Source organism: Kitasatospora sp. A2-31 (assembly GCF_022288725.1).
Taxonomy (GTDB): domain Bacteria; phylum Actinomycetota; class Actinomycetes; order Streptomycetales; family Streptomycetaceae; genus Kitasatospora.
In genome coordinates this window covers 78663-99374 of sequence record NZ_JAKNTA010000009.1, presented here as the reverse complement: position 1 = coordinate 99374, position 20712 = coordinate 78663, and the positions used below count along the sequence as shown (strand labels likewise).

Here is a 20712-nt window from a genome sequence, read left to right as displayed (position 1 = left end):
CGGGCTCCCGGCGGCCGGTCCCCGGCGGCCCGGTTCCCGGTTCCCGGCTCCGGCCGGGGCCCGGGCCGTCGCCGTGCGCGGTCCGTGCCCGAGGGGTCAGAAACGGGGTGGGCGGCCTTCGAGGAAGGCGGCGAGGCCCTCGTGGGTGTCGGAGGCCTCGCGGGAGCGGCGCTCCCAGGGGCGCAGGGCCTCGGCCGCCTGCTCCGGGGGGACGGCCAGGGCCGCCTTGACCGCCCCGACGGTCTGCGGCGAGCGCTGGGTCAGCAGGCGGGCGAACTCCAGTGCACCTGCGTCGAGTTCGGCATCCGGCAGGGCGCGCTCGGCGAGGCCGAGCACGACGTTCTCCCGGCCGGTCACCAACTCGCCGGAGAACAGCAGCAGTTTCGCCCGGGCCGGGCCGACCAGCCGGGCCAGTCGCAGGGTCGGCACCGCCGGGTAGACCACGCCGAGCTTGGCCGGGGTGATGCCCATCCGGGCGGTCTCGGCGACGAACCGCAGGTCGCACGCGACGGCCAGCTGGCAGCCGCCGCCGACGCAGGCCCCGTGCACCACCGCGATCGTGGGGTGCGGGAAGGCCGCGAGCGCCTCCTCGGCGGCGACGTTGGTGGCGTGGTAGGCGTCGGCGCGGTCCGGATCGCCGTAGACCTCGGACAGCTCGGTGATGTCCGCGCCGGCGCTGAAGGTGCCGCCGGCGCCGGTGACCAGCAGTGCGCGCACGCCCGGCTGCCCGGCCAGCCGCTGCAGCACCTTCGGCAGGGCCTGCCAGATCGCCAGGGTGATCGCGTTGCGCCGGTGCGGCCGGGCGAACTCCAGCACCGCGACGCCGTCCTCGCCGGTCCAGGCGTTGAGGCCGTCGACGTGCGTGGGCAACGGGGAGCGGTCCCGCGTGAGCAGCGGCTTGTCGTCCATGCGCACCTCCGGTGATCGTGGTGCGCCCACTCTCTCAGGACCGCCCGGCGGCACTCCCCGGCGGTCCGGGTGCCGCCCGGCCGGGTGCCGGGGCGTGCCGCCGGCCTGCTGTGGAGGCGGTCGGGTGCTCGGCTGCGCCGATCGTCAGGCGGTCGGGTGCGCCGGTGCGGCGCCGGACCACACCCCGTAGTCGCGGAGCCCGTGCTCGACCGTGTCGTAGGCGCGCCGGGCGTTCTCGAGCGCCTCCGGCAGGACGTCCGCGGCCCGTTCGCCGGCCAGCATCCGGTCCTGGTTGTGGGAGGTCAGTGCCATGCGGGCGCCGAGCAGTTGGGCGGCGGCGACCCTGGCGCGGATCCGGTCGCCCTCCGGGTCCTGCAGGAGCAGCTCCGCGGCCAGCAGTCGGTTCGACTCGTGGCCGACGGTGGTGAGAGCCCGGAGCGCCAGGGTGGGTGTCCGGTGGATCAGCCGGACCACGGAGAGCGTGAACGGCTCGTCGTTGAGGCCCGTGGCCGGGTCGAACTCGGCCAGGGCGGCGAGGAACTGACCGCGCAGCGCGGCCACCACCGACGTGCCGGGCGCCCGTTCGCGCACCACCCGGGCGGACTCGTCGGTGTGGTGCTCCATCGGGGCCATGACCAGGTCTTCCTTGGTCGGGAAGTAGTTGAAGACGGTCATCTTCGAGACCTCGGCGGCGGCGGCGATCTCGGCCACCGAGACCTCGTCGAAGCCCCGCTCGGTGAACAGCCCGATGGCGCTGCGGTAGATCCGGATGGCGGTCTGCCGCTTCTTGCGCTCGCGCAGGCCCAGCCCGGCGTCGGGGTCGGTGGGGGTCGCGGTGCGCTTCGCCATGGCAGCACTGTACCAGGATCAAAGATGTATCCGATCGAAAGATTGGTTCAGCATAAGAATTGACCGAGTCAAAAAGCCCTGCCATGGTGGTGGCGTGCCGCCGAGCCGCCCGGGCCGGTGCGGCCCGCTCCTGCTCGAACTCCCGAACTCCACCGTCCCAGGGGGGACTTCCATGGCCGCGTCCGCGCCGGCAGCAGCTCTGATGACCGAGTCCCAGCGCAAACTGGGCATGCTGCTCTGCCTGATCACGATCATCCTGGCCGTGCTCGACATGAACATCGTGTCGGCGGCCACCGTGCCGATCGTCCGGGACCTCGACCCGGTCCACGGCGTCGACCGGCTGCCCTGGCTGGTCAGTTCGTTCGCGCTGGCCGCCACCGCGCTGCTGCCGCTCTACGGCAAGCTCTGCGACCTCTACGGCGCCAAGCGGGTGCTGCTCGGGGCGGTCGGCACCTTCCTGCTCGGCTCGGCGCTCTGCGGCGCGGCGCAGTCGATGGAGCAGCTGATCGCCTTCCGGGCCGTCCAGGGGATCGGCGGCGGCGGGCTGATGAGCGTGACCATGGTGGTGATGGCCCAGCTCAAGGACCCGGAGGGGGAGCGGGGCGGCGGAGGCGGCATGGGCGGCATCGTCGGCGGCGCCGGCATGGCCGTCGGTCCGCTGATCGGCGCCCTGCTCGCCGACCACCTCGACTGGCGCTGGATCTTCTACGTCAACCTGCCGCTCGGCCTGCTCGTCCTGGTCGGCTCGGCCCTCGTCCTCAAGCTCCCGAGGTCCGCCGGCCGCCGCGGCCTCGACTTCGCCGGGGCGGCGCTGGCGGCGGCGTTCGCCACCGGACTGCTGCTGGTCACCGAGTGGGGCGGCAAGGACTACGCCTGGACCTCCCCGCAGATCCTCGCCCTGGCGGCGGCGACCCTCGCCGCGCTCGGCCTCTTCGTCTGGCGCCAGGCCACCGCCGCCGAACCGGTGCTGCCGCTCTCGCTGTTCCGCGTGCCCGAGATCCGGATCGGCTTCGCGGTGCAGGGGCTGGTCGGGATCGGTCTGATGGGCGCGATCATGTACGTGATGCTGTACCTCCAGGTGGCCCGCGGCGTCGCCGCGACCTCCGCCAGCCTCTACCTGATCCCGATGGCGGTCGGCATGACCGGCGTCGGCCTGGTGATCGGCCGGCTCACCGCGCGGGGCTGGTCGGTCCGCACGGTGCTGGCCTCCGGCGCGGCCTGCGCATCCGTGGCCCTGCTGCTGCTCGGGCTGAGCGGTCCGCAGACCTCGCTCTGGCTGGTGCGGGCGGAGCTGGTGCTGCTCGGCTGCGGGCTCGGCCAGCTGATCGGACAGCTCGTCGGCGTCGTCCAGGACGCCGCGCCGAAGCACCAGCTGGGCGTGGCCACGACCGGTATCCGGTTCTTCCAGACGCTCGGCGGCGCGCTCGGCGCGGCGCTCTTCGGCACGCTGCTGGCACGGGTCTTCGCGGACGGCGAGCCGGGGATGCCGCTCGGCGCGGTGGGCCGTACGGCCGGCGCGGAGCGGGTGCACGCGGTGCAGAGCTTCGTCGACGCGGTGGACGTGGTCTTCTTCACGGCGTCGGGGGTGATGGCGCTGGCGTTGCTGCTGGCGCTGCGGCTGCGGTCGCGCCCGGTCGCGGAGGCGGCGGGGGACCCGGCCGCCGAGCGGCCGGTGCTCGCCGCCTGAGCGAGGCGCGGGGACGGGGCCCGGCGGACGGTCGTCCGCCGGGCCCTTCGCCGTGCCGGTCGGCCGGGCCCCGTGGGCGGCGCCGTCGTCCCGCAGGGGGGCTGCCGAGTCACGGGTGGCGCGGTGTCAGGCGGCGGCCGCCGGCCACTCGCGGGCCAGGATCGACCAGATCTGCGAGTCGTGGAAGACGCCGTTGTTCAGGTAGGACTCCCGCAGGGTGCCGTCCAGCGTCATGCCCATCCGCCGGGCGAGCGCCTGGCTGCGGACGTTGTCGGGGCTGGTGTGCCACTCCAGCCGGTGCAGGCCGCGGACGGTGAAGGCGTACTCGATCAGGTGGCGGACGGCGGCGCCGACCAGGCCGCGGCCCTCACCGGCGGGCTCCGTCCAGACGCCGATCTCGGCGGTGGAGGTGGTGGTGCTGAAGCTCACGAACATCGTGCCGCCGACCAGCGTGCCGTCCAGCCAGATGCCGAAGAGCCGGCCGGCGTCGGCGGCCTGGCGGTCGGCGAAGCCCTGCAGGGTGGCACGGGCCGACTCCAGGTCGGTGGAGCGCCCGGCCCAGCCGATCCACGGGTCCATGTGGGCGCGGGCCCGCTCGATGTGGGCGAGGAACTCGGGAGCCTGCCACGGCTCCAGCGGACGCAGCTCGGCATTGTCGGCCAGTGGGATGGCGAACATGGGTGGGCCTTTCGGAGGAGCGCGGGTCGGTGGTCCCCGCATCCGTAACAAACGTTTGGTATGTACGATAACCCCATGACGCCTGCCCGGGGAGACCATGCCGCCCGACGCCTGGAGGTCTCCGAGGCGGTGTGGCGGGTGCTCTCGTCGCGCGGCTTCGGCGGGCTGACCCTGCGTGCGGTCGCCGCGGAAATGGGCTCCTCCACCGGCCTGTTGACGCACTACTTCCCCAACAAGCGGGCTCTGGTGGCGTACGCGCTGGACGAGCTCGACCGGCGCTCGCTGGACCGCCCGCGGCGCAACGCCCCGGCGGACGGCGCGCCGCTGCCGCCCGCGGGGCTGCCCCGCCTGCGGGCCGCGCTGCTCGACATCCTCCCGCTGGACGACGCGGCCACGGCCGGCAACCGGATCTGGGTCGGCTCCTGGGACGCCTCGCTGGCCGATCCCGACCTGGCCGCCGCCCATGCCGTCCGGTACGCGCGGGCCAGGGAGATGCTGGCGGAGCACGTGGCGGCCGCCCAGCGGCTCGGGGAGCTGCCCGACCGGCTCGCGCCGGGCGAACTCGCGGCCGGGGCGCAGGCCTTCGTTCTGGGGCTGGTGGTACAGGCGCTGCTCGCCCCGTCGGCGTACCCGCCCGAGCGGCAGACGGAGCTGCTGGACGCGTACCTGGCCGGCCTGGCCGCGACCCCGGCGGAGCGCGGCGCCCCCTGACCGTCACCTGCCGGCCGCTGTCCGCCGGCGGGCGCCTGCCGGCGAGGGAGCCCCGGTCGGTGCGGGACCGGCGGCCCCGGGCCCCCGGCCCCCGCCCGCCGGCGCGGGCGCGGGTGCGGGCGCGGCGACTATGCCAAAGGAATTTGCCCCCGGTGTAGTCGAGCGGTGACGCACCGCAAATCACCGTCGATTATCGCTCGGGGTGTTCGGGTATTCACCGTGGGTTCGCACCGGATTCCGGCCGTCTTGTCACCGGGGAGCGGTCGGGAACGGGCGGGAACTCGGCCGTGGATGCGGCGGTGCGAAGGGGGACGCCCGCTCCGGGCGGGTCGATCCCGCCGATGTGTGCCCCCAGCAGGATTCGAACCTGCGACCTACCGCTTAGAAGGCGGGTGCTCTATCCGCTGAGCTATGGGGGCGGGACGGACGGCGCCCTGATGGGCGTGACCGTTGCCGGGATCGGGTGACGGACGCGTGCCGCGCCCGCTGTCCGGCCCCGTACCTGAGGGTGGGGTTGGGGGTTGGCGGGGCCCTCGCCCTGTCGGGGACAGGATAAGGGTGCCCAGTTCCTCGGCCGGTTGTAACGGCACCGTCGCGGGTGTGTCGGCCTCGGTGGAGCGGTCCGATAATCGCAGGTGAAGACCGTGCGTGCAGCGGTCTGGCGGTCTTCGGGGCCGGACGTTGTGCAGTCGTTACGGGGCTGCCGCCTCACCCGTTATGGATTCGGCACGGAGAAAGCGCCACCCCCGGAGCGGGTGGGGGGCCGTATTCGGGTTCGTTCGGTCGGATGACGTGCGGGGACGTCCGATGGACCCACCCGTGGGGGTGTCGGGACGGGGCGGGAGGCGGGTCGATTGTTGTCATGGCCAGCGCAGATCCGGGTGGAGGGAGTGCCGGAAGGCCGAAATTCACCCCTGGGAGTGACAGTGGTTTTCCACATGTCCGAGTTGTCCACAGGATTTTGGATCCCCCTCGGCAAGGATTTCCCGGGAAGTGCACTCTCAACCCGTGTCGCTCGATTCCGTACGGTGCATTGGGGGGAACGGAGCGTGTTCCGGGAAGCGGACCGAAGCGGCGGGATCGGTAAATCCCGCGACCGGAGCGGCCGGAGCGACCGAAGCGGCCCCGCCCCCGGCAGTCGGGCGAGCCGCCGGCCGACTCCGACCGGAGCCGACGGGGCTGCCGTTGCGATCGGGGGTGGGGTCCGGCCGCGACCGGACGCGGAACCGCGGCCACGACCGGCGCCGGGAGAGGTGGGTGGGTGGTGAAACCCCGGGGGTGGCGGCGTCTGTAGAAGGGTGCCGGCCTGACCCGGAGTCGAGCTCAACTGTCGACAAATATGTTGATCGAGACGGTAGTTGTCTCTGCTTGTGCAATCATCCACGGGTTAAGCGAAAGATCCACACTTTCTGGTCGATCGTCAGCTTGTGTGGATACTGGGGCGGTTGATAACGATACAGATACGGAATCGTCCTGATTTCGCATGGGGGTTTGCGGGCCCGCGGGGCTCAATAGGATTCGTCTGGTTCACACACGTGCAGCGGCGCCACAGGGGGCGCGGCAATGCAAGGCGGGTCGCCCTCCGGTGCGGCCCGGCCCGGAGGGATCCCAGATGTTCCAGATGCAGGGGCGGAGTCTTCCGCGCATATCCACTGTCATGCTCACGACTGGCATCGCGCTGGGCGGAAGCCTGCTCGCGACCGGTGCGGCAGTTGCGGCCGACGCGCCCGGTGCGGGTGTCACGGCAGTGATCCAGCCCACGCTGCTGAGCGAGGAGATCGCCATCGAGGGCAGCCACCCCATCCAGGGCGGCCTGTTCACCCTCAAGACGCCCAACGGCGAGATCAAGACGTACTGCATCGACATCGACCACCCGGTCGACATCACCAGCGGTGTCGAGTACCAGGAGTCCGACTGGAAGTCGAGCTCGCTGGGCGGCAAGGACAAGGCCGAGGCCGCCGCCAAGATCCGCTGGATCCTGGAGAACTCCTACCCGCAGGTCAAGGCCGAGGACCTCCCGAAGCTGGCCAAGGCCGCCGGTGTCCAGGGCGAGCTGACCAAGGAGGACGCCGCCGCGGGCACCCAGGCCGCGATCTGGAAGTTCTCCGACGGCAAGACCGCCATCCCGACCGACCCGCAGGCCAAGCAGCTGCGCGACTACCTCGTCAGCGACGCCAACAAGGGCATCGCCGCCGAGCCCAAGCCCTCGCTGAGCCTCACCCCGGACTCGGTGTCGGGCAAGCCGGGCAACAAGCTCGGTCCGTTCACCATCAACTCCAGCGCCAACGAGGTGAAGCTCGCGGTCGCCGGTGACGCCGCGGACAAGGTGAAGCTGGTCGACAAGGACGGCAAGCCGGTCACCGACCTGACCGGCCCGGTGGCCAAGGACACCCAGCTCTTCCTCGACGTGCCGGCCGGCACCCCGGACGGCGCCGCCACCGTGAAGGCCTCGGCCGAGACCGTCGTGCCCAGCGGCCGCGTCTTCCTGAGCAAGGGGTACACCCCCGCGAAGCACAGCCAGACCATGATCCTGGCCGGCTCCACCAAGCTCAGCGTCGTCGACGCCGCCAAGGCCACCTGGAAGCAGGGCAAGGGCGCGCAGGTCGACAGCATCTCCCAGGTCGAGTGCGACAACAACGGAGTCCGCGTCTCCGTCGCCAACGGCGGCGACGAGGCGGCCAGCGTCACGGTGAAGCCGGGCAAGACCCTCACCGTCCAGCCCGGCAAGGTCGAGAGCGTCCTCGTCCCGGTCGCCGAGGACACCGCCTACGACATCACCGTCACCGGCCCGAACGGGTTCACCAAGGAGTTCAAGGGCATCCTGGACTGCAAGGTGACCAGCGGCACCACGCCGACCGGCACCCCGTCGCCGACCAAGAGCGCCCCGGTCACCCCGGCGCCCACCGGCACCCCGAGCGCCACCCCGTCGGCCTCCGCCACCACCACCGCCGCCCACCCGGCTCCGGCCACCACCACTCCGGCCGGCACCACCGGCCTGGCCCAGACCGGTGGTAACGACGCCACCCCGATCATCGCCGCCGTCGCCGGTGGCCTGGTCGTGGCCGGCGGTGCCGCGGTCTTCGTCCTGCGCCGTCGCGGCCGCCACAGCGGCACCGCCGCCTGAGCACGGTCCGGACCGCACCTGAGGTCCCGGACCACGGGGCCTGAGGCCCCCGGCCCGTGAGCGCCGACCCGGCCCGGCTCCCCGCAGCAAGCGGGGAGCCGGGCCGAGTCGCGTCCGGAGCCGGACGGGGGCGCGGTGGGCGCGGGCCGGGCGCGGGCGTCCGCCCGTGGGGAGCGCGGGGGAGCCGGCCGGATACCCCGGTGGGGCAGGGCGGGCGGTCGGGGCTCCGGGCCGGGTGCGGCACAATGGAACGCTGCAAGCCGAATACTCCCGACGACGCCGGAGCGATCTCACGTGGCGGAATACATCTACACGATGCGCAAGGTGCGCAAGGCGCACGGAGACAAGGTCATCCTTGACGACGTGACGCTCAGCTTCCTCCCCGGAGCGAAGATCGGTGTCGTCGGCCCCAACGGCGCCGGCAAGTCCACCGTGCTGAAGATGATGGCCGGCCTGGAGCAGCCCTCCAACGGCGACGCCTTCCTCTCGCCCGGCTTCACCGTCGGCATGCTGCTCCAGGAGCCGCCGCTCGACGAGACCAAGACCGTCCTGGAGAACGTCGAGGACGGCGTCAAGGAGATCAAGGGGAAGCTCGACCGCTTCAACGAGATCGCCGAGCTGATGGCGACCGACTACTCGGACGCCCTGCTGGACGAGATGGGCAAGCTCCAGGAGGAGCTGGACCACGCCGAGGCCTGGGACCTGGACGCCCAGCTGGAGCAGGCCATGGACGCCCTGGGCTGCCCGCCCGGCGACTGGCCGGTCACCAAGCTCTCCGGTGGTGAGAAGCGCCGCGTCGCGCTCTGCAAGCTGCTGCTGGAGGCGCCCGACCTGCTGCTGCTCGACGAGCCCACCAACCACCTGGACGCCGAGTCGGTGAACTGGCTGGAGCAGCACCTGGAGAAGTACAAGGGCACCGTCGTGGCCGTCACCCACGACCGGTACTTCCTGGACAACGTCGCCCAGTGGATCCTGGAGCTCGACCGCGGTCGCGCCTACCCCTACGAGGGCAACTACTCGACCTACCTGGAGACGAAGCAGTCCCGCCTCAAGGTCGAGGGCCAGAAGGACGCCAAGCGCGCCAAGCGCCTCAAGGAAGAGCTGGAGTGGGTCCGCTCCAACGCCAAGGGCCGCCAGGCCAAGTCCAAGGCCCGTCTCGCCCGTTACGAGGAGATGGCGGCCGAGGCCGACAAGATGCGGAAGCTGGACTTCGAGGAGATCCAGATCCCGCCGGGCCCGCGCCTGGGCAACGTCGTCATCGAGGTCGAGAACCTCAACAAGGCCTTCGGCGAGAAGGTCCTGATCGACGACCTCAGCTTCACCCTGCCGCGCAACGGCATCGTCGGCGTCATCGGCCCGAACGGCGCCGGCAAGACCACGCTGTTCAAGATGCTCCAGGACCTGGAGACCCCGGACAGCGGCACGGTCAAGGTCGGCGAGACCGTCAAGATCAGCTACGTCGACCAGAGCCGCTCCAACATCGACCCGAAGAAGACCCTCTGGGAGGTCGTCTCCGACGGTCTGGACTGGATCAACGTCGGCCAGGTCGAGATGCCGTCCCGCGCCTACGTGTCGGCCTTCGGCTTCAAGGGCCCGGACCAGCAGAAGCCGGCCGGGGTGCTCTCCGGCGGTGAGCGCAACCGCCTGAACCTGGCGCTCACCCTCAAGCAGGGCGGCAACCTGCTGCTCCTCGACGAGCCCACCAACGACCTCGACGTCGAGACCCTGTCCTCGCTGGAGAACGCGCTGCTGGAGTTCCCCGGCTGCGCCGTGGTCATCTCCCACGACCGCTGGTTCCTGGACCGGGTGGCCACCCACATCCTCGCCTACGAGGGCGAGAGCAAGTGGTTCTGGTTCGAGGGCAACTTCGAGTCGTACGAGAAGAACAAGGTCGAGCGGCTGGGCGCCGACGCCGCCCGTCCGCACCGGGCCACCTACAAGAAGCTGACCCGAGGCTGACACCCCACTGTCACGACGGCCCGGCAGACCGCCCTCCGGGGCGGCCTGCCGGGCCGCGGCCCGCCGGCCACCACCGGTCGGCGGGAACCGGACGTCGAGGAGAACCCGTGGCCCGCCACATCTACGCCTGCCCGCTGCGCTGGTCCGACATGGACGCCTTCGGGCACGTCAACAACGTGGTCTTCCTGCGCTACCTGGAGGAGGCCCGCATCGACTTCATGTTCACCCAGGCCGCCGAGGCCGGTGCCGGGGAGTTCGCGGGCGGCTCGGTCGTGGCGCGCCACGAGATCGACTACAAGCGACCGCTGGTGCACCGGCCCGAGCCGGTCACCATCGAGACCTGGGTGACCAAGATCGGCGTCGCCTCGCTGACCGTCGCGTACGAGATCAAGGACATCGCCGAGGACGGCACCGAGACGGTCTACGTCCGGGCGTCCACGGTGGTCGTCCCCTACGACCTGGCGGAGGGCCGGCCGCGCCGGATCAGCGCCGTGGAGCGGGACTTCCTCTCCCGTTACGCGGACGACGCCGGTACTGCCGCCGACGCGGACCGGCCGGCCGGGGCGCGCGCCGTCGCGGCCGTCTGACCACCGGGCGCCGCACCGCCGCCGGGGCACCGCCCCGCGACCCCGGAACCACCACCACCGACCCACGGATTCGAGCTGAACGCGTTGACCGGTACCGCCCCCCTCGCCCTCGCCGACGCCGGGGAGGCCGCCGACCTCGCGGCGTTCCTGGTCCGCCTGCTGCGGTTCGACCGGGCGGCGGCGGTGCGACTGCAGGCGGTGCCGGCGGCGGACGGCTCGGACTCGGGCGTGCTGGCGGTCTTCGGACGGCTCCCGCTGGGCGGGGCCGGCGCGCTGGCGATCCGCACCGCGCGGCTGGCCGGGAGCGTCGAGCCGGCCGACCGGACGGTGTCCGCGGGGCAGCTGCTGGACGGTCTGGACGGCGAGGCCGACACCGTCGCGCTGCCCGCCGCCGTCACCGGACCGGCCTGGGCCGGTCTGCTGCCGCCGCGCGCCGGCTGGCGGCCGGTCGGGGAGCCGCCGGTGGCCGAGGTCTACCCCGAACTGATGGCCGGGGTGCGGGAGTTCCGCGAGCGCAGCGAGGCCGTTCCGGAGCACCACCGCACCCGCGCGGTGCTGGACGCGCTCGCCGACGAGATCTGGTCGCGGCCGGTGACCGCGCTGCCCGAACTGCCGCTGCGCGCCGCGCACGCGGCCTACGTGATCGGCTTCCTGAAGCCGGACGCCCCGCTGACCGTGCACCGGGCGGGCGGCTGGCTGCGGCTGAGCGCCCCGGCCGGGTCGGTGGCGGTCCGTACGACGGCCGCGCCCGGCGCGGGCCTGGGCCTCAGCCCCGTCCGCTAGAGCCCCGTCCGCTAGAGCCCCGTCCGCCGGGCCCCGTCCGGACAGGACGCGGCCGGCGCGTGACCCGGGCGCCGCCCCCCTCAGCCCTCGGTGTTGACCATCGAGGCGGCGGCGTACGTCAGGTAGTCCCAGAGCTGTCGCTCGGCCTCGGCCGGCAGCGCCAGCTCGTCCACCGCCGTCCGCATGTGCCGCAGCCAGGCGTCGTGCGCCGCGCGGTCCACCCGGAACGGCACGTGGCGCATCCGCAGCCGCGGGTGCCCGCGCTCCTCGCTGTAGGTGCGAGGGCCGCCCCAGTACTGCATCAGGAACAGCGCCAGGCGCTCCTCGGCCGGGCCCAGGTCCTCCTCGGGGTACATCGGCCGCAGCAACTCGTCCTCGGCGACCCCCTGGTAGAACCGGTGCACCAGTCGCCGGAAGGTCGGCTCGCCGCCGACCTGGTCGAAGAAGGTCTCCTCGCTGAGCGTGCCACGCCGGATCTCGTTCACCCGACCATGGTCGCAGACGGCGGCTGGGCCGTACACCGGGACCCGGGACCCGGGACCGCGGGCGTACGACCCCGCGCACCTCTCGGCGGCGCGGCCGTCGCTACGCGTCCTCCCAGCGGAAGAACCGCCAGGCGATCGCGGTGACGACGGCGGCGAAGGCCAGCAGCCCGCCCATGGCCGGCAGCGCGTCCATCACGCCGCCGCCCCGGGACAGCACCGACTGCGCGGCGGTGACCAGGTGCTTGAGCGGCAGCGCGTTGGAGATCGCCTTGAGCCAGGCCGGCATGTCGTCGGTGGGGAAGAACGAGCCGGAGAGGAAGGACATCGGCAGCACGATGATCTGCGAGATGCCGTTGGCCGCCTCCTCGGTCTTGGCGAGCGACCCGGCCAGCAGGCCGATCGACATGAAGGCGACGGTCGCGCAGACCACCAGCGGGATGATCAGCCACCAGTCGCCGGTCAGCTTGAGCCCGAAGAACGGGGTGGTGGCGACCACCAGGAAGATCGCGGTCTGGGCCAGTGCCGTGATCACCGAGACGGCGATCCGGGAGGAGACGACGGCCCCGGCGCTCACCGGCGCCAGCCGCAGCCGGCGGAGCACCATCTTCTTCCGCCAGGACACCAGGGTCAGCGAGGCGCTGAACACCGCACCGGTGGCCACCGCCCAGCCCAGCAGACCGGGGGTGAGGAACTGGATCGGCTTCAGCGACTCGTCCTCGACCCGGCTCACGTCCAACGAGAAGGCCGGCGGCTTGCCGGTGGCGGCCTGGTTGGCCTGCTGGACGACCGAGTTGACGATGCCCTGCACGGAGCCGGCGCGGACCTGGTCGGCGGCGCTGAACCGCAGCACCACCCGGCCGTCCGGGCCCTGCGTGATCACGGCGTCGAGGTCGCCCTTGCGGACCTTCTCCACCGCTGCGGCCTCGTCGTCGCTGCGGCTGATGGTCAGGACCTTCTCCAGCTCGGCGCGGCCGTCGCCCTGCACCGCGTCCAGCACCTGGACCGGGCCGACCTGCGCCACCTTGGCGTGCGGGCTGCCGGCGCCCTTGAGGAGGGTGCCGAACAGCATCAGGAACATCAGCGGGAAGAGCAGCACGAAGAAGACGGCGGCCTTGTCGCGGAAGAAGGCGACCAGCATCACCCGGGACAGGCTCGCGAAGGCGCTGACCCGTTCGCGCTCCGGCTGCCCGCCGGGCGAGGCCGGGCCGGAGGCGGCGCGCTGGGCCGGGACGGCCGCTGCGCGGGTGCGTTCGTCGGCGGTCATGCGCGGTACTCCCGTCCGGTGAGCTGGAGGAAGACGTCCTCCAGGGTGGCGCCGCGGACCTCCAGGCCACGTAGGGCGTTCTGTTCGGCCAGCACGGAGAGGACCGGGCCCGGCAGGCGGGTGGAGACGGAGAGCGAGACGCCGTCGTCGTCCACCGCGGAGACCTCGGCGCCGACCGCGGCCAGCAGCTCGCGGGTCCGCTCGGCGGTGATCAGCCCGGACTCCACACTGATCCGCACGGTGTCGTCGATCTCCCGGACCAGCGCGGCCGGTGCGCCGGTGCGCAGGATCCTGCCGTGGTCCATCACCGAGACGCGGTCGCAGAGCACCTCGGCCTCGTCCAGGTAGTGGGTGGTCAGGACGACCGTGCGGCCCTCGGCGTTGATGGTCCGCAGCAGGTCCCAGAGGTTGCGGCGGGCCTGCGGGTCGAGGCCGGTGGTGGGCTCGTCCAGGAAGACCAGCTCCGGGTCGTGGACCAGCGCGCACGCGATGGAGAGCCGCTGGGCCTGGCCGCCGGACATCTTGTCGGTCATCACCCCGGCCGACTCGGTCAGGCCCACCCGCTCCAGCATCGCGTCGGCCCGCTTGGGGCCGACGCCGTAGAAGGAGCCGAAGGAGCGGATGGTCTCACGCGCCGTCAGCTTGTTGAAGAAGGCCGAGGCCTGGAACTGCACGCCGATGCGCGGCAGCAGCTTCTTGTTGCGCGGCCAGGGCGCCAGCCCCAGCAGCTCGATGCGCCCTTCGTCGGGCTTGCGGATCCCTTCCAGGATCTCCAGTGTGGTGGTCTTCCCGGCGCCGTTGGGGCCCAGGATCCCGTAGAACTCGCCGGTCTCGACGGTGAGTGACACGCCGTCGACCGCTTGTACGTCCCCGTACCGCTGACGGATCCCGTCGGCGGATATCGCTGCAGTCATGGACCCTGAGACTAGGGGCGGCGGGCCTGCCGGGGCGGCGGTCCGAGCACGATTTGAAGATCATTTTCCCAAAGCGTGCCCGAGCCGTGCCCGAGCCGTGTCCAGCCGTCCCCGGCGTCGTCCCGGCCGGGCCGGACCGGGCGTGCTGCCCGTCCGGCCCGGCCGCGCGGCGGCTCAGGCGCGGTGCACGCTGATGGTGGTCCAGGCGCCGATGTGGATCCGGTCGCCGTCGTTCAGCGGGATCGCGGTGTGCGGGGTGACCGGCTCGGCACCGCCGTTCACCGTGGTGCCGTTGGTGGAGTCCTGGTCGACCAGCACCCAGCTGCCGTCCGCCTGCTCGGCGAGCAGCGCGTGCTGGTGCGAGGCACCCGGGTCCTCCGGCGGGACGGAGAGGTCGATCTCCGGCACCGTCCCGCGGTGCTGGCTACGCCGCCCGATCCGCAGCTGGCCGCGGCCGGTCAGCGGGATGCGCCGCTCGGGGCAGTACGGCGGGAAGAACAGGCCCGCCGCCTCCGGACCGCTGCGGGCCATCATCTCGGTGAAGTAGTCGCGGTCGGCCGCGACCACCGCGATCCAGTTGGACCGGACCGGCTCCGGCGGAGCGGCCTGGGGCTGCTCGGCCTGCTGCCCGGGCACGGGGGGCTGCTGGGCCTGCGGAGGCATCGGCGGGGCCAGGTTGAACGAGGTGCCGAACTCGCCGCCCCGGCCGGTCGGACCGGGCTGGGCGTAGACCGGGCCGGACTCCTCGCGCGGCTGCTGCTCGTGGTAGGCCGACTCGCCGAACCCGGGCTCGCCGAACCCGGACGCACCGTACCCCGGCTCGCCGACAACGGGCTCGCCGTAACCCGGCTCCTGGTAGGGGGCGCCGGGCGCGGGTGCGGCCGGCGGGTAGCCGTAGCCGGACGGCGCGCCGGCCGGGCCCGGCGCCGGCCGGACGGGCTGCGGCTGGGCGTGCGGCTGTGGCTGGGCGTGCGGCTGCGCCGGCGGCTGGGAGTGCGGGGCCGGCGGCTGCGGCCCGCCGTACGCCGCGGGGATGTTCAGCGGGGCCGGAGCCGGGGCGGGACCGGGCGTCGGGGCACCGGCGGCCGGGGGCTGGCGGCGCGAGGGCGTGGAGAGGTCGTAGTCGTACCCGCACTCCTCGCAGAACCGCCCGGTCTGCGGGCTGCGGCAGATCGGGCAGACCACCAGGCCCTCGGTGAGCTCCGGGTAGGCCGGGGCCGGCGGCGGTACGGCACCCGGCGGCGGTACGGCACCCGGCGGCGGGGGGTACGAACCCCCGACCGGACCGGCGTGGCCGTGGCCGTGGCCGGCGGGCGGGGTACCGGGGCCGGTGGCCGGCGGCGGTGGCATCGGCGGAGCCACCGGTGGCGTCATCGGGAAGCCGCAGAAGTCGCACCAGTCCTCGGCCTGCGACTCGTGGCCCCTCGGGCAGATCGGCATCAGGTCCCCCCTACATTCCAGCCAGCTGGGGCGGTGTCCGGCCGGGCCCCGGCCCGGTCAGCTCTTCAGCGGTCACTTCTTCACACGCACTGTCTTGGTGGACCGGGTCTCGAGGGTCATCGAGTCGGCCTCGCTCACGTTCTTACGGAACCGAACCGTACCCTCCTTGGGGTCGACCACGTCCACCACCTTCTGCAGCAGCCTGAACGTGCCCTCGTTGCCGGTCGCGTGGGCGATCCGAACGGCCGCTCCCAGCTTGGCCGTCGCGCGGTCGACGTCCCCGGCGCGGTGCGCCTCCAGGCCCTCCTGGATGGAGGAGGCCAGCTCGGCCTGCCCGGTGTAGTGGGCGACCTGCGGGCTGATCCGGGTGGACGAGGCCAGGTCGTCCGTCCAGACCGCCTTGACCAGACCCTGGGAGAGCACCTCGGCCGTGGCGCCGGTCCGGGGCGGCAGCACCAGGCTGACCCGGGCGGCGAGCATCTCGTTGCCCACGGCGGCGGCCGGGACCTCGACGCAGACGTGGTAGTCCCGGCTCTCGTCCCCCCAGGAACCGGTCGGGTAGTCTCCGGCCCGCGGGCCGGCCTCGGTGCGGCGGCCGGTGAGGTCCTCCACCGAGGGGGCGACCTGCTTGACGAACCTGACCACCGCGTTGGCCGGCGTCCAGATCCGCAGTGCGACGTCGGCGACCTGCTTGCCCATCGCGCCGGTCATCATCGAGCGGAAGTCGTCGGCCAGGCCGGCGGGCTCGGCGACGATGTCGACGGTGCCGAGCAGCGCGGAGGAGATCTTGCGCAGCTCGTCGACCCGCCAGTCGGTGCCGACCCCCCGGCAGTCGGCGGTGAAGTGGCCGGTGACCAGCTCGATGGCGCGCTCCAGCTCGGTCGCCGACTGGTGCTCGTTGTTGCCGTCGGTGAGCAGGATGGCGTGCCGGATGGCGATGTCGGGGCGGGTCTGGGAGAGCTGGTCGGCCTTGGTGAGCCAGGTGCCCATCGCGGTGCCGCCGGCCGCGGTCAGCCGGCGCAGCGCCTCCTTGGCCCGGGACCGGGTGTCCGGCGAGGCGATCGCGAGGGTGCCGTCGCCGGGAAAGACGTCCCGGGCCTCGTGGGTGCCGGCGACCACGGCGAAGGCGACGCCGTCGCGGACGGTGTCGATGGCGGCTGCGGTGGCCTCCCGGGCGCCGCGCATCTTGCTGGCCGGGTAGTCCATCGAGCCGGAACAGTCCACCATGATCACGACGGCGGCGGACTGCGCGTCCGCACCGAACGGGCCGGCGTCGGCCACCCCGAGCGGGCGGCCGCCGGAGGTGCCGCCGCCCGTGGCGGTGACGGTGACGATGGCGTTCACCTCGCGGGCGCCGTCCGCGAGGAACTCGTTCTGGAAGATCTCGACGTCGAACCTGGGCAGGTTCGGCTTCGCGAGTGTGGCCATGGGCCGATGACTCCCGTCGGGTGGTCGGATGGTGCGAGCGGTCGGTGGCGGCGGGCCTCAGCCCACCGGGGGGTGCGGCGGTCGCGGCGGCGCGGCCGGCGGACCGGGCGGGACCGGCGGGAGCGGGGCGGCGGGCGAGCCGATCACCGGGAGGTCCGGCAGCGTCGGGTCGTGGTCCTCCTCCTCGGCCGCGCCGGCCGCGCCGCCGGGCCGGACGACCGGCAGGTCCACGGCGGTGGCGGTCCTGGCGGCGTCGCCGGCGGCCGGGCGCTCCGCGCCGGCGAGCCCGACCGGCGGGTCGATCGGCAGGACGGCGACGGTGATGTTGTCGTGCCCGCCGGCGGCGACCGCGAACTTCACCAGGCTCTGGGCCGCCGCGAGCGGTTCGGTCCGGGCGTCCGGGCGGACGTAGTACGCCAGGTCGGTGGCGGCCTCGGCGTAGTTCCAGAGGCCGTCGGTGCAGATCAGCAGGACCCCGGGGACGTGCGGGGTGAAGTCCAGCGTGTGCGGGACGACCTCCTCGGCGTCGGCGCCGAGCCAGCCGGTGATGGCGTGGGCGCGGGGGTCCGCGTACGCCTCCGCCTCGCCCATCAGGCCGGCCTCGACCATCCGGGCGGCCCAGGAGTCGTCCTGGGTGAGCCGGAACGGCTCGGCCGACACCCGGTCGTCCGGGATCCAGTACGCCCTGGTGTCGCCGACCCAGCCGATGGTGACCCGGCCGCCGGCGGCGACCGCGCTGACGTAGGTGCAGGCGGGCGCGTTGATGTCGGGCCGGCGCGGCGAGGCGCCGTCGGCGGCCAGGCCGGCCACGGCGGCGGCCGCGTCGGCGATCGCCTGCCGCATCGCCGCGTTGGGGTCGCGGCCGGCCTCCAGCGCGGTGAGCAGCGACTCGGAGGCGGCGTCGACCGCGGTCTCGGAGGCCTCGTCCGGCCGGTCGGAGGAGGAGACCCCGTCGCAGACCACGGCCACCACGACCGGCTCGCCGCCGGGCAGCGAGGTGGCCGCGACGGTGAACGAGTCCTCGTTGCGGTGGTGGCGCACGCCCCGGTCGCTGACCCCGGCGACGCCCGCGAGGGCCTTCTCCATGTGGTCGCGGGGGCGCGGCTGGGCACGGCCGCAGGCCTCGCAGTAGCCGCCGGCGGTGACCTGCGGCACGCCGCAGTGCGCGCAGCCGGGCCCGCTCTGGGCGGGCACGGCGAGCGTCGGCGGGTGGTCGGCCCCGCCCGGGGCGGCCGACCAGCCCGGCGGCATGGCGCCGGCGGCGGGTCGGGCGTCCCGGCTGTGGCCGCAGGAGCCGCAATAGACGTCCTCCGGGTCCAGCGGCTCGGAACAGCTCTGGCACACGGTCTGCTGCGGCATCGGCTACACCCACGTCCTGGGGCGGACGCGGTTGGCCCGCTCCACCATCTCGATCCTGGTCTCGGCCCGGTCGGCCAACCGGGCGAGTACCCGGTAGGACTGCTCCAGCGCGAACCGCAGTTCCCGCTCCACCGCAGGTCGTCCCAGCACGGTGACCTCGCCGGTGGTCCGGCCGAGGCCGGTCTCGCCGGGCGAGCCCGCGGCGACCCAGCCGAGCGCGGCGCCGAGCACCTCGACCGAGAGCTCCTCGCGGCGGCGGTCGTCCAGCCGGAGCGCCGTCAGCTGGTCGGAGCCGGCGCCGAGGTCGGGGCCGAGCGGGTCGGTGGACGGCCGCTCGCGCAGCCGGGCCCGGACGGCGGCGATCCGGGCGGCGGTGTACTGGCTGGAGGTGGCCGGCACCGATTCCAGGACGGCCACCGCGCCCGCCCGGTCCCCGTCGGCGAGGCGGACCCGGGCCAGCCCGAAGGCGGCGCTCAGGTAGGCCTGGTCGGTGGTCCACACCAGCCGGTAGAACTCGGCCGCGTCCGCGCCGTCGCCGAGGAGTTCGGCGCAGATGCCGAGGGCCAGCTTGGGGGCGCACTCGCCGGGGAACGCGTCGTAGACGGCGTCGAAAGCCTCGGCGGCGGTGCGCAGCCCGTCCTCGTCGGTGATCTCGCCGGCGGCCGCGACCAGCGCGGCGAGACCGCGGTACCAGACCACCCGCCAGTCGTCCGGGTGGTCCTTCTGCAGGGCGGTCAGGGCCTCCTCGGCCGGAGCCCCGCCACCGCGTTCGAGGTGGGCGCGCAGCTCGCGCAGCCGGCGCTCGACGGAGTCGGCGGGCGCGCCGGCCAGGGCGGCGAGCGCCTCCTCCGGATCGGTGGCGAGCAGGGTGGCCAGGAAGCCGGCGTTCGGGTCGGCCGGGTCGACCCGCGGGACGGGCAGCGCCAGCGCGGCGGCGGCCGGGTCCAGCGCGGTCACCCGCAGTTCGCCGGGGGTGCGGGGCGGTTGCACCAGTTCGGTGTCCACCACCCGCAGCTCCGGGCCGAACAGGGTGGACAGCGCCGGGCGCGGCCGGCCGTCCTGGAGCGCCAGCACCTCCCGGAGCACGCCGGTCAGCTGGTCGGCCATCTCCTCGGCGGAGGCGAATCGGCGGGCCGGGTCGCGGTCGGTGGCGCGGACCAGCAGGCGGTAGAAGGACTCGTACGCGGCGAAGGCCGGGACGGTCTCCGGGCCGGGGAGCGAGTCGCGGTAGGTGGTGCTATAGCCCTGGAAGTCGAAGCTGAGCACCGCCAGGGTGCGGGCCACGGTGTAGAGGTCGGAGGCGGGGGAGGGGCCGTCGGTGGCGATCTCCGGGGCCTGGTAGCCGATGGTGCCGTAGATCGGGCCCTCGTCGTCGAAGCGGCGGACGGCGCCCATGTCGATGATCTTGAGGGTGTCGCCGCTCTGGATCACGTTGTCGATCTTGAAGTCGCAGTAGACCAGGCCGCGGCCGTGCAGGTAGCCGAGCGCCGGCAGGGCCTCCAGTGCGTACGCGATCGCCTGCTCGACCGGGAGCGGCTCGCGCCGGTCGTCCGGGGTGCGGCGCGCGTTGGCGATGTCCTTGAGCGACTTGCCGCCGACGTACTCCATCACGATGTAGCCGTCGGTGGCGCCGGTGCGCAGGTCCGGGTGCTCGGCGAAGTTGATGATGCGGACGATGTTGGGGTGGTCCACCTCGGCCAGGAACCGCCGCTCGGCGACGGCCGCGGCGAGCGCGTCCTCGTCGCCGGTGTCCAGCAGGCCCTTCAGCACCACCCACTTGTCGTTGACCCGCCGGTCCACCGCCAGGTAGATCCAGCCGAGCCCGCCGTGCGCCAGACAGCCCACCACCTCGTACTGGCCGCCGACGAGGTCGCCCCGGCGGAGCTTGGGCGTGAACGAGTACGGCGTGCCGCACTTGGTGCAGAAGCCGTCCGGGCGGCCCTTCCGCTCGCCCTTGGTCCGGCCCACCGGGGAGTCGCACTTGGAGCAGAACCGCTTGCGTTCCGGCACCTGGGGGTCGGCCATCACCGCCTGCAGCGGGTCGGCGCTCGGGACGGTCGGGACGGTCACCAGGCCGGCGCCGAGCCGGTTGCGGGTGCCGGCGCTGGTGCTGCGGCGGGCGCTGACCACCGACACCGAGCGGCTGCCGTCGGTGCGGGTCGAGCGGTGGTCGCGGGAGCGGCCGGACATGGAGCGGGCCGAGCCGGTGCGGGTGGAGCGGGCCGAGTCCCGGGCGACCCGGGCGGAGGGCACGTGGGGCTGCGTGAGGCCGGTGTCGGCGCCGGGGACGGCGAGGCCGCACTCGTCGCAGTAGCCGTCCGGGTCGATGGTGCCGGAGCACTCGCGCGGGCAGGGGGAGCCGGGGGCCGAGCCCGCGCCGGCGCCGCTGCCGCCGGTGCTGGTGCCCGCGCCCGCGCTCGTGCCCGTGCCCGTGGTGCCGGTGCCCGCCGGTGCGAGCCCGCATTCGTCGCAGTAGCCGTCCGCGTCGATCGTCCCGCCGCCGGTGCACTCCGGCCGCTCGCACGCCTCGCCCAT

General features: G+C 73.5%; 16 protein-coding genes and 1 tRNA gene. 6 read left to right on the top strand and 11 right to left on the bottom strand.

Features of this window, described 5'->3' with window-relative positions; all coding sequences use genetic code 11:
• Positions 1 to 96 precede the first annotated feature (96 nt).
• Positions 97 to 909: an enoyl-CoA hydratase/isomerase family protein gene (locus MCM47_RS24705; RefSeq protein WP_238863890.1), complete on the bottom strand. Its 813-nt coding sequence runs from the start codon at positions 907 to 909 to the stop codon at positions 97 to 99.
• Between the two features lie 144 nt (positions 910 to 1053).
• Complete coding sequence (locus MCM47_RS24700; RefSeq protein WP_238863889.1) at positions 1054 to 1758, bottom strand: TetR/AcrR family transcriptional regulator; 705 nt, start codon at positions 1756 to 1758, stop codon at positions 1054 to 1056.
• Between the two features lie 202 nt (positions 1759 to 1960).
• Here MCM47_RS24700 and MCM47_RS24695 point away from each other — a divergent pair, with 202 nt between their 5' ends.
• The gene (locus MCM47_RS24695; protein WP_238863888.1) at positions 1961 to 3445 is read left to right on the top strand and encodes an MFS transporter; all 1485 of its coding nucleotides are present in this window, start codon (positions 1961 to 1963) and stop codon (positions 3443 to 3445) included.
• Between the two features lie 126 nt (positions 3446 to 3571).
• Here the strand turns inward: MCM47_RS24695 and MCM47_RS24690 are convergent, their stop codons facing one another.
• Positions 3572 to 4123 carry a GNAT family N-acetyltransferase gene (locus MCM47_RS24690; RefSeq protein ID WP_238863887.1) on the bottom strand — a complete coding sequence of 184 codons (552 nt, stop codon included), beginning with the start codon at positions 4121 to 4123 and terminating at the stop codon, positions 3572 to 3574.
• A gap of 75 nt (positions 4124 to 4198) precedes the next feature.
• Between MCM47_RS24690 and MCM47_RS24685 the strand changes: the two genes are divergently transcribed.
• Positions 4199 to 4834, top strand: a complete 636-nt coding sequence (locus tag MCM47_RS24685) for a TetR/AcrR family transcriptional regulator (protein ID WP_238863886.1) — start codon at positions 4199 to 4201, stop codon at positions 4832 to 4834.
• A 346-nt stretch (positions 4835 to 5180) separates the two neighbouring features.
• Here the strand turns inward: MCM47_RS24685 and MCM47_RS24680 are convergent.
• Positions 5181 to 5253, bottom strand: a tRNA-Arg gene (locus MCM47_RS24680).
• A gap of 1238 nt (positions 5254 to 6491) precedes the next feature.
• On the opposite strand from MCM47_RS24680, the gene MCM47_RS24675 reads away from it, so the two are divergent.
• The 4 genes from MCM47_RS24675 to MCM47_RS24660 all read left to right on the top strand — a co-directional run bounded on the left by MCM47_RS24675 (position 6492) and on the right by MCM47_RS24660 (position 11287).
• Positions 6492 to 7958: a Cys-Gln thioester bond-forming surface protein gene (locus MCM47_RS24675; RefSeq protein WP_238863885.1), complete on the top strand. Its 1467-nt coding sequence runs from the start codon at positions 6492 to 6494 to the stop codon at positions 7956 to 7958.
• A gap of 294 nt (positions 7959 to 8252) precedes the next feature.
• Positions 8253 to 9917, top strand: coding sequence for an energy-dependent translational throttle protein EttA (gene ettA, locus MCM47_RS24670; RefSeq protein WP_238863884.1), 1665 nt, complete (start codon positions 8253 to 8255; stop codon positions 9915 to 9917).
• Positions 9918 to 10024: 107 nt separating this feature from the next.
• Positions 10025 to 10504 (top strand): thioesterase family protein, encoded by a 480-nt coding sequence (locus MCM47_RS24665; RefSeq protein WP_238863883.1) that lies wholly within the window; start codon positions 10025 to 10027, stop codon positions 10502 to 10504.
• An 84-nt stretch (positions 10505 to 10588) separates the two neighbouring features.
• Positions 10589 to 11287, top strand: coding sequence for a hypothetical protein (locus MCM47_RS24660; protein WP_238863882.1), 699 nt, complete (start codon positions 10589 to 10591; stop codon positions 11285 to 11287).
• A gap of 80 nt (positions 11288 to 11367) precedes the next feature.
• Here the strand turns inward: MCM47_RS24660 and MCM47_RS24655 are convergent, their stop codons facing one another.
• From MCM47_RS24655 to MCM47_RS24620, 7 genes are all read right to left on the bottom strand, one after another.
• A complete protein-coding gene (locus MCM47_RS24655) occupies positions 11368 to 11772 on the bottom strand; it encodes a globin (RefSeq protein WP_238863881.1) in 405 nt (134 codons plus the stop codon).
• 100 nt (positions 11773 to 11872) lie between these two features.
• Positions 11873 to 13036, bottom strand: a complete 1164-nt coding sequence (locus MCM47_RS24650) for an ABC transporter permease (protein ID WP_238863880.1) — start codon at positions 13034 to 13036, stop codon at positions 11873 to 11875.
• Positions 13033 to 13950: an ABC transporter ATP-binding protein gene (locus tag MCM47_RS24645; protein WP_238863879.1), complete on the bottom strand. Its 918-nt coding sequence runs from the start codon at positions 13948 to 13950 to the stop codon at positions 13033 to 13035. Before MCM47_RS24645 ends, MCM47_RS24650 begins: the two co-directional genes overlap by 4 nt.
• A gap of 174 nt (positions 13951 to 14124) precedes the next feature.
• Positions 14125 to 15390, bottom strand: coding sequence for an FHA domain-containing protein (locus MCM47_RS42645; protein WP_305068016.1), 1266 nt, complete (start codon positions 15388 to 15390; stop codon positions 14125 to 14127).
• 72 nt (positions 15391 to 15462) lie between these two features.
• Positions 15463 to 16818 carry a VWA domain-containing protein gene (locus MCM47_RS24630; protein ID WP_238863878.1) on the bottom strand — a complete coding sequence of 452 codons (1356 nt, stop codon included), beginning with the start codon at positions 16816 to 16818 and terminating at the stop codon, positions 15463 to 15465.
• A gap of 57 nt (positions 16819 to 16875) precedes the next feature.
• The gene (locus tag MCM47_RS24625) at positions 16876 to 18177 is read right to left on the bottom strand and encodes a serine/threonine-protein phosphatase (RefSeq protein WP_308222435.1); all 1302 of its coding nucleotides are present in this window, start codon (positions 18175 to 18177) and stop codon (positions 16876 to 16878) included.
• 3 nt (positions 18178 to 18180) lie between these two features.
• Positions 18181 to 20712 (bottom strand): serine/threonine-protein kinase, encoded by a 2532-nt coding sequence (locus MCM47_RS24620; RefSeq protein ID WP_238863877.1) that lies wholly within the window; start codon positions 20710 to 20712, stop codon positions 18181 to 18183.